We start from the raw sequence: 14,667 nt of genomic DNA, 5'->3' as shown, positions 1-14,667 counted from the left end.
CTCGCCTGAATATCTAAAAAATACTCTACGAAGGAACTGAACATAGGACCAATAAGGAACCGCCGTCTCCGGATCAGACTCAAGCAAGTTGGCAGTGTTCAAAGGTGAACAATGGTCAAAAACTATGCAGCAGATTCGGCCCGGAAAGCCTTTCGCCGGTAATCCTTGACCTTTAGGCAGCAAAATGTTTTGGCATGGCCACACATTATTGTGGACCATATTTTTTGAGGCTATTGGGCAATGGCTTATTTTTCCACCACGGTGCAAGCTCCACGTGCGAACAACCTGGATAGCCTCCGTCTCATTCTGGCCTTGTTGGTGGTTCTAGAGCACAGCAATAATCTGTTCCACGTTGCCCTTGATGATCCCGCCCGGTTTCCATTCTTTCTGATGAACTTGTCAGATGTAGCCGTGTCTACGTTCTTCATTATTTCGGGTATGCTGACCTATGTCAGTTTCGCGCGGGACCCAGACGTGGTTCGGTTTTACTTGCGCCGTTTTTTCCGGGTTTTTCCAGCCTACTGGAGCATCGTGATCCTTCAAATCGCAGTCTTCTGCCTTTTTGCCACGGCTCTAGTCAACTGGGGGCAACTACCAGCATATGCTCTGTTCAACGCGCTTACAGCTAACTTTCTAGCCCCGACTTTCCTTGAAGGCATCCCGGCAATAAACGGTTCGCTCTGGACGATTAAGATCGAGGCTTCGTACTATCTTCTTCTGCCGGCGATGTTTCCGCTTTTGGTGCGGTCGCGCTGGTTGCTGATCATCTCAGTCTTGTCTTTTCTATGGGCGACAGGGCTTGCTCACGAAACGCTGGCAAAGCAACTGCCGGGCAAGCTTTACCTATTCGCCATCGGTGTAGCGTTGGCGCGTGTCACTGCCAACATAACTGCGCGTCACTCGATAATTGCCATGTTGCTGGTACCATTTGGCTTGGCCCTCAAGTTCATCGTTGCGGACGTCGGTGTTGCGTCAGAACTGGCGGAAGCAGTGCTGGGCGTCTGCCTTATTGTGGGCTTCATGCGGCAATGGGTCAAAAGTGAACCGAAGGATATCTCGTACACACTCTACCTTGTGCACTATCCGGTCCTAATTTTCGTCACGCGGATTTTGTTTCCAGAGCAACCGTTCTGGTTGGTGCTGTGCGCTGGGCTTGTGCTTTCGGTGACACTGGCCATCGCACTATCACGACTGGTCGAACGCCCCGCTCTGGCGTTAGGGCGCAAGCTCGTTTCACGCTCGGGGAAACCGCGTCCTTACGTTTCCGGCACACAGTCAGCAAAAACATGAGACAGAAACCCACATTCGGTGTGTTCTGGCGCCGCCAAGGAACGCACCTCAGTTTTTCTAAACCTGTTCAGTCTTCAAATCAGATACCCCAATGACCTTTCTTCTGCTTGCTATCCTCTTTTTCCTTGTCGCGGCCTACCCGTTTGTCATTTATCCCCGGGTGCTTGGACTGTTGCCGAAAAAACCACTGGCCACTCCGATCGACGGAGTCGAGACCCGCTTTACGTTAGTGTTTTGCGCCTACAACGAAGAACCTGCACTGCCAGAAAAACTGGCCAATCTGCGCAAGTTGAAACAACGCTACCCAGAGCTTGAAATTCTCGCCTATTCCGACATGTCCACAGATCGCACGCTGGAGATGTTGCAGGAGCAGTGTGACATCCTGACCGCAGTGCCTGCCACCGAACGGCTTGGGAAAGCTTGGGGGATGCGGCAGCTGGTGGCCCGGGCAAGTGGTGATGTCGTCATTTTCACCGACGCCAATGTCAGCCTGGACGAAGAGGCTATCGACCGGCTGGCCCGGTATTTTTCGGACCCGACTATCGGCACCGTGGCTGGGCATTTGAAATACGTGAATTCGGGCGAGAGCGAAACCGCCGATGTCGGCAACCAGTATTGGAGCCTGGAAGAGCGTATCAAGGCACTGGAAAGCGAAACCGGCTCAACCATGGGCGCAGATGGCGCGATTTTTGCCCGGCGCCGTGCTGATTATCCCGAGGTGCCACCACATCTGCTGGATGACCTGACTGCCTCGATCAGCCCATTGTTTGACAGCTACCGGGTTATTTCAGCCCCTGACGTGGTGGCTTATGAGCGCCTGACAACCGACGGCCGCGACGAATATCGCCGCAAGCGCCGGATCGCGTGTCGCGCTTTCAACACGCATCGCTTTCTGACACCCAAACTGCGCAGCATGAGCGGGATGAACCGGTTCAAATACGTCTCGCACAAGCTCATCCGCTGGTTCAGCCCGTTCTTTCTGGCACTGTCTATGCTCTGCGGTCTGTTCTGGCTGATAACGGTTCTGGGCCTTGTTGGCGGGCTGGCTTTGGCACTGGCGCTGTGTTTTGCGGCCTGGCTGGCCTGGAAAAGCGACCTGCCCAAGGCGCGCAAAATCGGCGAAATCTTGATGGCATTGGCCGCAACCGGGCACGGAATCGTGGAATCTTTGCGCGGAAAAACCTATCAGACATGGACACCGGCTCAAAGCCGCAACACCTGAGGGCAAGACGCACCAGAATGACATTGGTAAAACCACAAATCATGGTTCTAATGATGACCGTGGCAGCCCTGGCGGTTGTTGCGCGCGCCGGTGTGGTTGTTGACCTATTGTTGTTGCTGATTGCCGCGTTCATGTTCGTACGCCTATCGTCGCAACCCTACCTGCCAGGGCGCGTGCGCTGGGTTCTGGCGGCGTTCACTCTGCTCTTTGTCTACTATTTAACTCTAACGCTGCTTAGCCCGACACGTACCGGGATCGTGAACGTGATCGGCATTCTTATAACGGGTATCGTGTTCTTTTACTTTGTGCAGAACGCCCGTCGCCTTATCGAATGGCCAGGGACCGGAGCTATACTCTTGCTGTCCGGCTGTTTGATCGGGCTTATCGGGACTGCCTTGGGCGTAGTCAGTAAGAACACAATCAGCGGGATAGTGGTCTATTTCTTTCTCTCTGCCGGCGTTGTTTGGCTGAGGCGCGGCGTTTCGTTGCGGCGGGTGTCATTCTGGATTTTCTTGCTACTTGCAACTGTCGGTATCCTTCTTGGACATCGGCTGATGGTTGGTTCTTCCTTGGCGTTTCTGGCTGTGGTCGTAACCTTGCGTGTCCTTCCGATGAGCTTGCTGCGAAACCTGGTTCTCGCGGTTGTTGTTGGCGGGTTGTTTGCAATGATCGTACTTTACGCGGGGTTGTGGGGCTTTGACATCCGGGATCTGGATTCCTGGTTCATCGAGTATACCGGACGGACAGCGCGCAGCGGGCGTCAGATCATCTGGCCTCTGATCATTGCCTTCACCGCAGAAAGCCCTTGGGTGGGGCTTGGCACCGGCATGACGTTCTCGAACCTCTATGACAGCGATTGGAGTGCGCACAGCTACTTCCTTCAGGTCTATATGCAGTCCGGCAGGATTGGGATCGGCTGTCTGCTTCTGTTGCTTTTCACGGTCTGGGCCGCCATCGGACGCCCGAACCGGTCTCAGCCAATAAAAATTTATGCTACCGCCTGCTTTCTGGTTCTTCTCATCCACGTCTCGTTCGAGGTGTTCCTCATGCAGGTCAACCTGCTCATGGGGTGCTGTGCATGGATGATGCTAGGACTGGCGATAGGCTGCATCCGAAGCACAGAAAGCTCCGCTTCATACTCCTCTTTCATTCCGCGTCCGGGACCCGTTTTGCCGGCTGAACAAACATAGGATTTATTCATTGACCCCTCTTTTTGTCGTCGGCGCACCGCGCAGCGGAACCACACTGACCAGAGCCTTGCTGAGGGGGTTCGAAGAGGTCTACTTGCCGCCGGACGAGTTTCAGATTTTGCCGCGCTTTGCTGCTGTGACAGACGGTGGTGCCAGTGCGGCCGAAATCACCGAATTGGTCGCAGGTTCGGTTTTCGCGCAACACATGCGGCGGCGTGGCATCTGGCCCAGTGAGCATGACCTAGAAAGGGCCATAGCTGGTCTGGGCGCAAGCGAGGCATTTCGCGCCATTGTCCTGGCCATAGCAGAAAAAGAAAACACCGGTCTGGTGCGATACTGGGGCGACAAAACGCCCGAAACAGTATTTGAGCTGGATCTTGTGATGCGCCTTTGGCCCGATGCGCGTGTGATTGAGGTGGTGCGCGATCCGCGCGCGACCGTTCTGTCGATGCGACAGGCTTGGAACCGCAGCCTGCTGCGTGGGGCAGTGATCTGGCGTGACGCGCAAAACGCGACCAAGCGTTTCGCCGAAACGTATGGCAATGACCGCCTACACCGTCTGAAATATGAGGATCTCGTCGAGGATCCTGCGGCTGAAATGGACCGCCTCGGCGCATGGCTTGGGCTGACCTATGACCATGATGCTCTGTCCCAAATTTCCAGCGAAGAGCGGTGGGGCGGAGCTTCTGGCGCAAAGGGCGTTCAAAAACGCGGGACAAATTGGCGCGAACACCTCTCGTCCGGCGATCTGCGTCTGATAGAAGAGATTTGCTTTGATGTCATGCAAGAGGCGGGGTTCAAGCCGTCCGAGGCTCAGCAGGTTCGGCAACCAGGCAAATCGGCGCTACAACTGGCACGTGCCGGGGACGCATTCCGCGTGTTGCGCGCCTATGCCCGCGAGCGTGGCTGGGCAAACGCGCTTCGCTATAAACTGAACCAGTGGCGAAACAGCTAACAGGGGCGGTGACATGAGCATTCTTGGAAAGCTGCACGCCCGAATGTCCAGCGGAGACTTCACCACCCGCTTTCTTGGGCGCAGCTTTGCTGCATTCTCGATCAAGCTGGGCAGTGCCGGGCTTTCCTTTGTCATGTTCGTACTTCTGGCTCGTGCAATGGGGCGCGACGACTACGGGTTCTTTGGCTCAATCTTCTCGCTGACCATGTTGCTGGCGGTGGTTGGAAGCCTCGGGCAACGGCCGCTAGTGCTCCGCTTTGGGGCGTCATACCACGAAACCCAATCTGACACTTTGCGCAGAGGGGTAATCTGGCGCGGATATGCCATTGTGTTGGCCGGGTGCCTCACGGTTGGATGCGCCGGGGCGGTTATTTTTCAATATTTCGGCGGCGGGCTGGATATGCGATGGATTGCAGCCGTTGTGGCGCTGACAGTCGCCTGGGCTTTGGTTGAGTATCAGTCTTTCGTGATGCGGATCTCCAGCGGCGTCGCGCTGGCCCTCATGCCCCGCGACATAATCTGGCGGTTGCTGATTTGCGGACTGGCAGGCCTGGCGGCCCTTGGTTATCTGCCCGGCTCAATCGGAACCAGAGGTTGGGTCTGGATCATGGCGGGCTCACTGCTCGTGATCGGTGCTGTGCAATTCGGGCTCAACGAACGTGGAGGCGAAACTCAGCGTATTTTCGGCCCGGCCGATATGCGGCATTCCGAGTGGAATGCGCCGATGCGCCACCTCTGGCTGTCCTCAGTGATCATGATTGCCGCGCAAAGCCTGTCCGTCATCCTGATTGAACGCCAGATCGGCCCCGATCAGGCGGGGCCGTATTTCTCGGCTCTGCGCACCGCGCAACTTCTGAACCTGTTTCTGTTTGCAACCAGTGTGATCTGCAGCCCGATGTTGTCACGCAGCATGACGCGCGGCGACAGAGAGGAAACGCAAAAGGTCTGCGCCTTGACGGCCACCGTCGGTGGCGGATTCGGGGCCGCGGGGTTCCTGATGATTTTGGTAGCTGGCGGTTTCCTGATGAGATTGTTCGGAGAAGGGTTCGATAGCGCAACACCGGCGTTGATCATTCTGGCAGCAGGATTTCTGGTGAACACGCTTGCCGGCCCAACAGGCCCCCTATTGGAAATGAGCGGACACGAGCGCGCGTATTTCCGCGTGTTGTTTGTCGCAAATACCATCGGCATTGCCATTATGCCCTTGGCCATCATCTACGCAGACACAATAGGTGCCGCCCTGTGCACCGCTGGCATTGCGATTGCCTGGAACATAGCCGCGGTCGTTTATTGCCGCCGAAAGCTGGGCATCGACCCCAGCCTCGCCGTCTTCCTTTTGGGTAAACCTGCTGCAAAGCAAATGCCTGTTGTGTCGGATCACAGCAAAGGGGCGATATGAAAATCCTATTCCTCGCCAAAGCCTACCCACCGGAAACCGGTGGGGTTGAAACTTATTCCGAGCAAGTCGCTATGGCTTATGCCCGCGCGGGTCACGACGTCACTGTTCTGACTGCACACCCCGGTGCTATCGGGCAGGAGAAGCGCGGCGATGTGGCTGTGATCAACGTCGGACAGCACGGCGGGCAAGCGCGCGTCTTCCGCCGCATGATGGGTCAGCTTTGGGCGCTGCGCCGCGAAGACTACGACATAGTACATGCAACAACGTGGCGGGTTGCCCTACCCGCACTGCTCCTTCGTCGTAGTTTGACAATGGTGGTCACCATCCATGGGCGCGAAGTTTTTGTGGTGCCCAAACCCCTGCGACCGTTGATGATGCGGGTGCTGCGTCACGCCGATCACTTTCCCACCGTCAGCCAGCCGATACTGGACAAGTTCGAAGACGAACTAGGCCGCAGGCTGAACGGCGCGTTTTCCGACTGGAACGGTATTTCCTTTGAAGAGGATAGCCACCTGCCCTGTGAAAAACCGGACGGAATGCGACTGTTCTGTATGTGCCGTCTTGTCGAACGCAAGAACATGCATGGCGCAATTCAGGCCGTGGCACGGCTGATTGACAAGGGTCACAAGCTGGATTTCCGGATCGCGGGTGGCGGAGAAGAAACTGCGCGCCTGCAGGCCCTGATCGAAGACCTGGGAATGCAGGATCATATTCAGTTGCTGGGACGGGTTCCGGACGAGGACGTGCGGCCACTCTATCGCAGTAGCCACGTCTTTCTGCATCCTCAAATCGCTACGCACTCGGGGCAGGATATGGAAGGATTTGGCCTGACCATCGCCGACGCCATGGCGTTCCGCTGCGTGCCGGTGGCCGGCGCCTCTGGTGGGCCGTTGGACTTTATACGCTCGGGCGAAACCGGATTTTTGGTTGATGGCGAAAACATCAGCGACATCGAAGCCGCTCTAGAACATCTAATCACCAAACCAGAGCGGCGTGAAATGATGGCCTCAGCTGCGCAGGAATTTGCCCGCGAACATCTGACTTGGGATGCGCATGTCAGCAAAATTCTGGAACGGCTCCCTGTGGCAGCAATACGTGAGGCCGCCGAATAACTGACGGGTCATTCGCGAACTTTTGACTAGCGCCCACAATGGTGTAAGCGCTGGTTGAACTACGCGTACTTCGGTGCTGGGTCTGTTCAGGTTTAAGTAAACGTCAAAGAGCCAGAAACCTCGGGGCGTTGCAGCGCTAAGGTGGGGAATTGCTCCATTCCCAATACAAGCGGCCGAGATATAGAATGAGGGCTCAACGCCAGGAAGACGTATGAAAGTTTCTATCCTCGGATCCGGTCGGTCCCTGCCGACGCAATCACTGCGAAGCAGCGCAATGAGCAACGACTTGGGATTTGCTGATCGCGTCTCGTCGACCGGAGTAAAACAGCGGTTTATTTGTCGCGATGAGGATCAGATCGATCTGGCAAGGGCTGCCAGCCTTGCGTCAATTGAGGATGCTGGCCTGTCTGCAACCGATATTGATCTGGTCATTTCAGGGGCTTCCGTGCCATTTCAACCGATACCCTCAACCGCACCGCTGATCATGCGCGCGTTGGGGATACCGGATGGCACCGCCGCAGCATTTGATATCAACAGTACCTGTCTGAGCTTTGTCAGCGCGTTGGAAACTGCGGCGCGGATGATTGAGGGTGGTGCGGCAAAGCGGGCGCTGGTGGTATCGTCGGAAATCGCCTCGCGCGCATTACCGTGGGATGACCAGCCCGAAGTTGCAGCTCTTTTCGGAGACGGCGCAGCAGCGGTGGTATTGGGCCCGTCAGATATTGGCCAAGCCAGCGAGATCAAGGCAATCCGGCTCCGCAGTTTTCCCTCGGCATACGAGGCCTGCAGCATTGGCGCTGGTGGCACCCGGTTCGACTTTGAAGCTGACCGCGACGGGTTTGAGGCCAACGCCAAGTTCAGGATGGACGGAAAGGCCTTGTTCCGTCTCACATCACGGCACTTCAAGACCTTTGTGGATGACCTGCTACAGCAGGCAGGCTGGACACAGTCAGAAGTCGATCTTGTGATCCCTCATCAGGCCAGCCCATCGGGGCTTGAACACATGATCCGGCAGACTGGCCTCGATCGGGATCGGGTGGTGCGCATTATCGAAGACCACGGAAACCAAATCGCGGCCTCTATTCCCTTTGCGTTCGATATCGCACGGGAAAAGGGCTTGTTGTCCGAAGGCAGCAGGGTACTGATGCTGGGAACCTCTGCAGGCGTTAGCTTTGGCGGCGCCGCCTTGGTGATCTGAGATGAAGGGGCGCGTTCTTGTCACAGGGGCCACCGGTTTTCTAGGTGGTGCGGTCCTGCGCCGCTTGGGCACGCAGGGCGTTGGGCAGGGGCGCGACACCGCACGTCTCGCGGCCCTTGAAGATTACGGGTCAAGCACCGTCTGCTGGGAATTGCCCGATCCGGCACCCGAACTGCGGATACCCGACGACATTTCAGCGATTGTTCATTGCGCGGGATTATCTGCACCGTTTGGTCCGCGCCGGGCGTTTCACAGCGCAAATGTGGCGGGCACGAAGGCAGTTCTGGATTTCGCACGCAAACGCGACATCAGGCGGTTGGTTTTTGTGTCCAGTCCCTCGATCTATTTCTCTCTGAATGATCAACTTGACGTAAGCGAAGACAAGGCTTTGCCCCGCCCGTTTACAGCTTACGCCGCAAGCAAGATCGTGGCCGAGAACCTTGTGATGGATGCTAAAGAGATTGGGCCAGTCATTCTACGGCCGCGCGGCATCTATGGCCCTGGGGACACCTCGCTTTTGCCCCGGTTACTGAACTCTGCCAGAGCACGTGCGTTGCCTCGTTTTCGGGATGGCCGCGCACGGATTGACCTGACCTTCGTGGATGATGTGGTCGATGCTGTGCTCGCCGCCCTTCATGCAGGGCCTTCGGTTGAGCAACGGGTTTTCAATATTTCCGGTGGCGAAGTGATCCCGATACGTGACATCGTCGAATGCGCCTGCAAGCGGGCCAGGATCACACCCCGTTGGCGCAAGTTACCGTTGCAACCCGCCTTGATCGCAGCACAGGCGGCCGAAGCAATCGCCTTAATGCGGCCAGGCCAACCCGAACCGCCGATTACTCGCTACGCTCTGGGCTTGTTTGCCTTTGAACAAAGCCTCAACATCTCGCGGGCTCAAAACGAACTGGGCTGGACACCAAGAGTGTCCTTTTCCGAAGGCCTCGAGCGTACCTTCAAGGCAGGAGATGCGACATGACACCGGTTTTTGCCAACAGCGCTTGGATCAGTGCACGCGAAAGGTTCATTTTGCGGAAAGGTTCATGGTGCAAACACTGGTTAAAGGTCCGCTATGGGATCTTTATTCATCCTGTTGCAGGGCCTGTTTTGATCGACACCGGTTATACCACCCACAGCATCCACGGGCCGGGTCGGACCGGATGGCTGCGGGCCTATGGGCGCGTCTTCGCGCCCAATCTGAATGAAGATGCGCAGCCGGAACCTTTCCTGCGCCAGTTTGGTCTTGTCCCTGGCGATATCACCACTGTCATCGTCACCCATTTTCACGCCGACCACATCTCTGGCCTGTCCGAGTTTCCGAACGCGCGCTTCCTGAGCAGCAGGGCGGCTTGGACCAGCCTTCAACGCAACAGGAGCTTCCAGAATATCCGGCACGGGATATTCGCGGAACTGCTGCCGGATGACTTTGCCACCCGGCGTACCCCGATAGAGGACAAGCCCAAGCAGAGCGTTCCACACCTGCCGGACGGCCATGACCTTTTTGGCGATGGCAGTGTTTTGTCGATCCCGCTACCCGGACATGCGGCTGGCCATTTCGGATTGTTGTTCCCGCAAATGGAGGTGCCATTGCTTTATGCCACAGATACGCAATGGTTGATTGATGCTTTGCCCAGAAACGCACGGCCCCGCTTGATGCCGCGCCTTCTTTCGGATGACTACCAAGCCATGCGGCGCAGCACAGATCACGTCCAGAAGTTCCGCGACTCCGGAGGTCGCGTCATGCTGTGTCACGATGATGCGCCTTCGCCCTATGACGTTGAAGAAGGCGCCCGTCTTTGATCGCCCGGCTTCAAGCCCCTATAAGCTTTGTCACGACACGCCGCCTCTCAAACGCGAGGCTATCGCGAAGTCTGTTCGAACAGCTGCAGGCCCGCGCGCTGCAACGATGGCTTGGGCAGGCGGTGCCACGGGTGCGCGCCTATGCCGAGGTACCGATCCGATTAGTGGATCTGCCGGTGATGGACAAGGCACAGCTCATGGTGGATTTTGCCAGCTACAACGTGCCCGGCGTGACGGCCCAACAAGTTCGAGACGCGATGGCACGGGACTATCGCATCGGCTCTCACACCGTGGGTGCAAGCACCGGAACCAGCGGTAACCGAGGTTTCTTTGTCATCTCGGACGCGGAACGGTTCCGTTGGCTGGGGACCATTGTGGCAAAGACCATTGCCGATCTTCTTTGGCACCGGCAAAGGGTGGCGATCATCCTCCCACAGAGAACCGGGCTGTATGACAGCGCCAACCAATTCCGGCAAATCCAGTTGCGGTTTTTCGATCTGACAGTCGGGCCAGAAACATGGCAGGGTGCGTTGGAAACCTTCGATCCCACCGTGATCGTCGCCCCGCCAAAAGTGCTGCGCCACATGGCAGAACAGGGCTTCCGGGTAAAGCCAATCCGCGTTTTCTCGGCGGCGGAAACGCTTGATCCGGTGGACCGGCCGATGATCGAGACAGCCTTCGGGGCACCGTTAGAACAAATCTATATGGCCACTGAAGGGCTATTGGGAGTGACCTGCCGCCATGGGTGCCTGCATCTGGCCGAGGATTCGATTCACTTTGAGTTCGAACCAGCAGAAGACGGGCTTGTCACGCCGTTGATTTCATCTTTCCGAAGGGACACGCAGATCCTTGCCCGTTACAGGATGAACGATCTTCTCAGGCTTGCACCTGAACCCTGCCCCTGCGGCTCACCCTTACAAGCGGTAGAGGAGGTGGTTGGGCGTATGGACGATTGTTTTCACCTACAGGGCCAACTCATCACTCCTGACGTACTGCGCAACGCCGTGCTTACAGCGGATTCGCGGATTACAGATTTCAGGATCGTTCAGATGGGCGGGCAGGACATTGCCCTGACACTGCCGCCGGACCTTCCGTCAGAAACAGCAGATCGCGCCAAACACCAACTGGAAACCCTGCTGAGGCATCGCGGACTTCGAGCAGAGGTAACGTTGACACGCAAGCCGCTTGCGCTGGACGTGTCACGGAAGCTAAGGCGTGTTGAGCGCCGCTGCACCCTGGACGACAAGACATGATGGATAGCCCCGCCCGCGTTGCGCAGTTTGTCGACCTTTTTGCCCGGCACAAATCCGAAGCCCTGATTGCGAACCTGTCCACGCGGGTAGAGCAATTGGAGATCGGCGGGCTGAGCGCTCCGTTGACGGTGAATGACGGCGGGCTACACGGCAATTGCTACATCTGTGATCCGGTTACGGGCTATGTCGACTATGCCATCGAAGAGACCCGTAACTTCGTCAGTCGCCCACTGTTGCAGCGCGCTTTGATCGGGCTGATCCATTCTGCGTCACCTTTCGTTCGGGCCACAGGGCTGGACCGCTCCGTTCAGGTGAACAATTGGCTCTTTTCCACTAATCCGGTGACGCAGATCGACCGGCCCGCAGCCGCCGCATTGCGCGATCACCTGACGGCCCGATTCCCGACTCATGCGATCATCCTACGCTCACTCAATACCTATGCGGATGCGCCTACGCTGGGCGCGTTCCAAGCCGAGGGTTTCCATCTGATCCCCTCGCGGCAGGTCTATATTTTCGATGGGTGCACAGCACCTGGCCCGGGGCGTGACATGAAAAACGACCGGCGCCTTCTGCAGAAAACACGGTATGAGTTGGTCACCAATGAAGCCTTTGAACCGCGTGACTATGCCCGCTGCGCCGAACTGTACCGTTTGCTCTATCTGGAAAAGTACACCCCGCTAAACCCGCAATACACTCCGGGCTTCATCGCTGAAATGCACCAAGCCGGGTTGATAGAGCTTGAGGGGCTGCGCGGTAAAGACAGAGAGCTTGCGGCTTTTGGTGGGCGATTTCAGATCGGGCACACCCTGACGCAACCGCTTCTTGGCTACGACACAAGCCGCCCGCAAAAGGACGGGCTTTATCGGTTGATCACCGCGCTCGCGCAGCACGCTGCGCTGGAGCGCGGCCTACTGTTCAACATGAGTGCCGGGGCGGCGGGCTTCAAATGTCATCGGGGGGCTGTACCTGCCATAGAGTACAGCGCCGTTTACGTCCGGCATTTGCCCAGACGCCAAAGAATGGCCTTGCGCGCGATTGAAGGCGTGTTGTCAGGCGTCGGCGTCCCCCTCCTGCAAAGGTTCGAATTATGACAATTGATCTATGGCACGCTGTCGCCCGGTGCCGCGACTTGCGGCGCAAACCGATCCGCGTGCACTTTGACGGCAAACACGTCGTGCTTTTCCGAACCGGAACAGGCATCTCGGCGCTGCACGACCAATGCCCCCACCGGTTGGTTCCGCTTTCGCACGGCCGCGTGGTGGGTGACACAATCGAATGCCCCTATCATGGCTGGCGGTTTTCCGGCGAAGGCACATGTGTCGACATGCCCGGAACTGTCGAGCCCCTGCCGCGCTGCCGCGTCCCGCGCTATCGGGTTTTGGAAACAGAAGGTGGAATTTTCCTGTCCGGCGGACAGCCGACCGCCCCGCCCGTTGCTCACCCGCTGCAAGGGCAGGACGTCGTTGTGCAGGTTGTTAAAAGCACAACGCGCTCGACCTTGGTCGACGTGGCCGAAAACATCCTTGATGCCACCCATACACACTATACGCACAAGGGCCTTTTGCGCGGGCTCTCCTCCAAACGCTACCGGGTTCGGGTTGAGGTGACACGTGGCCCGGATTGGGTCAAGGCTGTCTATAAAGGGGAAGAGCGTCAGCATGGTCTGGTCAGCGCCTTGCTGGATGGTTCCCGCACGAAAAGCGTGGGCCGCTATCGCCGACCAGGAATTGCCGAGCTTGAATATTGGGGCCCTCAGGGCATGGTACTGGCCACGACCTTCCACCTGCGGCAGACAGTTGAGGAAACGGTCGAGGGCATTGGCTGGCTCAGCGCCCCGCGTCAACATGGTTTGGGCCATCTCAAGGCGCTGTTCTTCAAACCGATGTTTCGCGTGGCGCTGGAACAGGACCGGCGAGTGTTGGCGGCGGCCTACGACAACGGGCACAGCAGCACCCGCATGATCGGGCCACTGGACATTCTGCGCCGCGAGATTGAGATGATCGAAGCGGGCAAGACCCTGACACCCGGCGTGCAACACTATGAGATGGAGATTTAGCCCTCTCCATTCCATTCGATACCCCAGGTCGAGGCGCGTTCCAATCGAACCCTATGTCGCAGCGCGATTCCAGCAAACTCGGCGACAGATCGAAGCTGTGCCCCCAAGCCAACCCGATCGCCGGGCCATCCCATCACATCGCCCGAGCGGCGCAGGGCGTCCTGAAAGACACGCCGTTGCTGTCGCTGCAGCATCATCGGCAAACCGTATAGCCAAAGCGCCAGCCGTACCGATTGCGGTCCGTCAACGTCCGGATTCACCTCAGCGCCATCCGCGAACAGAGCCCTTGCAAACGCCGCCCCGTCAGTGAAGAAATGCAGACCGCTTGTCGAACGGGGATTGCATTCAAGCGGGACGATCCTCCCGTCTTCCGTCCGCATCAGGTCGAACGAGACCTGGCCGGTCCATCCGGTCGCTTGGATAAAGCGTTCTACAAAAGGGCGGACGATCTCTGCATCGGCAGGCTCAAAGCAAACGGCAGCACCCGGTCCGGCACGCACCAGCCCCCGGTAGGCCGCCAGCACAACAGGTCGACCCTGCCGCGCCACAGCATAGGCGCAGAGCTCTGTGCCTGAGGCGTAGCTTTGCGCGACCCAAGGCGCCCTACCGGTGGGCTTCACCCGGCGCAAGCTCGCGGCATCCGGCCGGATCAGCACATTCGACCCGAACCGCGACCACACCGGTTTGAACACAAAATCCCGCGCAGACGCCGCAAAATCGGCGTAGTCGGCCTGGCTGGTCAGAAGGTGGGTATCAAGGGTGTCTAGGCCAATCTCGTCACACAGTTGTATGAAGTCGAACTTGTTGTGGGCCCGTTTCAGCAACTGAAAATCCGGCGCGAACAATTCGGCACCCATCGGGTTCTTTGCCCATATTGCGCCCAGATGCAGCGCTTCCTCGCAGGTGGGGATGACAATTTTGATGCCTTTGGATGCAACGACCTCGGACAGCGCCTCACGCGCTGCCTGAGGCTTGGTCGTGAAGGGCGGGATTCGGTGATATCCGATTCCCAACCGACTGGCCGCAGCAATGGGGTATTTCAGGTGATCGACCAAAGTGACCGGGTGACCAGCCTGTACAAGCAACCGTGCAAGATGCAGCGCAACCGGCGCGCGCGCACCCGAAATCAAAACTGGCACTTTTGATGCCATCACGTCTTCACCGAATTGGCCGCCACAGACAAAGCCTCGTTTGC

13 protein-coding genes are annotated in these 14,667 nt (G+C 57.6%); 12 read left to right on the top strand and 1 reads right to left on the bottom strand.

Annotated elements, in window-relative coordinates; translation table 11 throughout:
• Nucleotides 1-240: 240 nt before the first annotated feature.
• The 12 genes from ACXAGD_RS02365 to ACXAGD_RS02310 all read left to right on the top strand — a co-directional run bounded on the left by ACXAGD_RS02365 (nt 241) and on the right by ACXAGD_RS02310 (nt 13,472).
• Complete coding sequence (locus tag ACXAGD_RS02365; protein WP_475208265.1) at nt 241-1,290, top strand: acyltransferase family protein; 1,050 nt, start codon at nt 241-243, stop codon at nt 1,288-1,290.
• A gap of 91 nt (nt 1,291-1,381) precedes the next feature.
• Complete coding sequence (locus tag ACXAGD_RS02360) at nt 1,382-2,512, top strand: glycosyltransferase (protein WP_475208264.1); 1,131 nt, start codon at nt 1,382-1,384, stop codon at nt 2,510-2,512.
• A 17-nt stretch (nt 2,513-2,529) separates the two neighbouring features.
• Nucleotides 2,530-3,702 (top strand): O-antigen ligase family protein, encoded by a 1,173-nt coding sequence (locus ACXAGD_RS02355; RefSeq protein WP_475208263.1) that lies wholly within the window; start codon nt 2,530-2,532, stop codon nt 3,700-3,702.
• A gap of 10 nt (nt 3,703-3,712) precedes the next feature.
• Nucleotides 3,713-4,657: a sulfotransferase family protein gene (locus tag ACXAGD_RS02350; RefSeq protein WP_475208261.1), complete on the top strand. Its 945-nt coding sequence runs from the start codon at nt 3,713-3,715 to the stop codon at nt 4,655-4,657.
• 13 nt (nt 4,658-4,670) lie between these two features.
• Nucleotides 4,671-6,056: a lipopolysaccharide biosynthesis protein gene (locus tag ACXAGD_RS02345; RefSeq protein ID WP_475208259.1), complete on the top strand. Its 1,386-nt coding sequence runs from the start codon at nt 4,671-4,673 to the stop codon at nt 6,054-6,056.
• Entirely contained in the window at nt 6,053-7,168 is a 1,116-nt protein-coding gene (locus ACXAGD_RS02340; protein WP_475208257.1) for a glycosyltransferase family 4 protein, read from the top strand. The genes ACXAGD_RS02345 and ACXAGD_RS02340 overlap by 4 nt, the downstream gene beginning before the upstream one ends.
• Nucleotides 7,169-7,442: 274 nt before the next feature.
• Nucleotides 7,443-8,366, top strand: coding sequence for a 3-oxoacyl-ACP synthase III family protein (locus ACXAGD_RS02335; RefSeq protein WP_475208256.1), 924 nt, complete (start codon nt 7,443-7,445; stop codon nt 8,364-8,366).
• A gap of 1 nt (nt 8,367) precedes the next feature.
• The gene (locus ACXAGD_RS02330) at nt 8,368-9,342 is read left to right on the top strand and encodes an NAD-dependent epimerase/dehydratase family protein (protein WP_475208255.1); all 975 of its coding nucleotides are present in this window, start codon (nt 8,368-8,370) and stop codon (nt 9,340-9,342) included.
• The gene (locus ACXAGD_RS02325) at nt 9,339-10,163 is read left to right on the top strand and encodes an MBL fold metallo-hydrolase (RefSeq protein ID WP_475208253.1); all 825 of its coding nucleotides are present in this window, start codon (nt 9,339-9,341) and stop codon (nt 10,161-10,163) included. The genes ACXAGD_RS02330 and ACXAGD_RS02325 overlap by 4 nt, the downstream gene beginning before the upstream one ends.
• On the top strand, nt 10,160-11,416 hold the full coding sequence (locus ACXAGD_RS02320) for a CoF synthetase (protein ID WP_475208252.1): 1,257 nt from the start codon (nt 10,160-10,162) through the stop codon (nt 11,414-11,416). The genes ACXAGD_RS02325 and ACXAGD_RS02320 overlap by 4 nt, the downstream gene beginning before the upstream one ends.
• The gene (locus ACXAGD_RS02315) at nt 11,413-12,507 is read left to right on the top strand and encodes a GNAT family N-acetyltransferase (protein ID WP_475208251.1); all 1,095 of its coding nucleotides are present in this window, start codon (nt 11,413-11,415) and stop codon (nt 12,505-12,507) included. The genes ACXAGD_RS02320 and ACXAGD_RS02315 overlap by 4 nt, the downstream gene beginning before the upstream one ends.
• Entirely contained in the window at nt 12,504-13,472 is a 969-nt protein-coding gene (locus ACXAGD_RS02310) for a Rieske 2Fe-2S domain-containing protein (RefSeq protein ID WP_475208248.1), read from the top strand. Before ACXAGD_RS02315 ends, ACXAGD_RS02310 begins: the two co-directional genes overlap by 4 nt.
• Here ACXAGD_RS02310 and ACXAGD_RS02305 read toward each other — a convergent pair.
• A complete protein-coding gene (locus tag ACXAGD_RS02305; RefSeq protein WP_475208247.1) occupies nt 13,469-14,623 on the bottom strand; it encodes an ATP-grasp domain-containing protein in 1,155 nt (384 codons plus the stop codon). The genes ACXAGD_RS02310 and ACXAGD_RS02305 overlap by 4 nt on opposite strands.
• Nucleotides 14,624-14,667: the final 44 nt, after the last annotated feature.

It is taken from the genome of Ruegeria sp. ABF4_144 (assembly GCF_056160045.1).
The sequence above is the reverse complement of the archived record's forward strand: the minus strand, read 5'-3'. Positions and strand labels throughout refer to the sequence as shown.

What these genes read in the sequence shown, in the direction of transcription:
- ACXAGD_RS02365 (WP_475208265.1), top strand. Translation starts at nt 241, where the DNA reads ATGGCTTATTTTTCCACCACGGTGCAAGCTCCACGTGCGAACAACCTG.
- ACXAGD_RS02335 (WP_475208256.1), top strand. Translation starts at nt 7,443, where the DNA reads ATGAGCAACGACTTGGGATTTGCTGATCGCGTCTCGTCGACCGGAGTA.
- ACXAGD_RS02355 (WP_475208263.1), top strand. Translation starts at nt 2,530, where the DNA reads ATGACATTGGTAAAACCACAAATCATGGTTCTAATGATGACCGTGGCA.
- ACXAGD_RS02315 (WP_475208251.1), top strand. Translation starts at nt 11,413, where the DNA reads ATGATGGATAGCCCCGCCCGCGTTGCGCAGTTTGTCGACCTTTTTGCC.
- ACXAGD_RS02325 (WP_475208253.1), top strand. Translation starts at nt 9,339, where the DNA reads ATGACACCGGTTTTTGCCAACAGCGCTTGGATCAGTGCACGCGAAAGG.
- ACXAGD_RS02360 (WP_475208264.1), top strand. Translation starts at nt 1,382, where the DNA reads ATGACCTTTCTTCTGCTTGCTATCCTCTTTTTCCTTGTCGCGGCCTAC.
- ACXAGD_RS02305 (WP_475208247.1), bottom strand. Translation starts at nt 14,623, where the DNA reads ATGGCATCAAAAGTGCCAGTTTTGATTTCGGGTGCGCGCGCGCCGGTT.
- ACXAGD_RS02340 (WP_475208257.1), top strand. Translation starts at nt 6,053, where the DNA reads ATGAAAATCCTATTCCTCGCCAAAGCCTACCCACCGGAAACCGGTGGG.
- ACXAGD_RS02345 (WP_475208259.1), top strand. Translation starts at nt 4,671, where the DNA reads ATGAGCATTCTTGGAAAGCTGCACGCCCGAATGTCCAGCGGAGACTTC.
- ACXAGD_RS02330 (WP_475208255.1), top strand. Translation starts at nt 8,368, where the DNA reads ATGAAGGGGCGCGTTCTTGTCACAGGGGCCACCGGTTTTCTAGGTGGT.
- ACXAGD_RS02310 (WP_475208248.1), top strand. Translation starts at nt 12,504, where the DNA reads ATGACAATTGATCTATGGCACGCTGTCGCCCGGTGCCGCGACTTGCGG.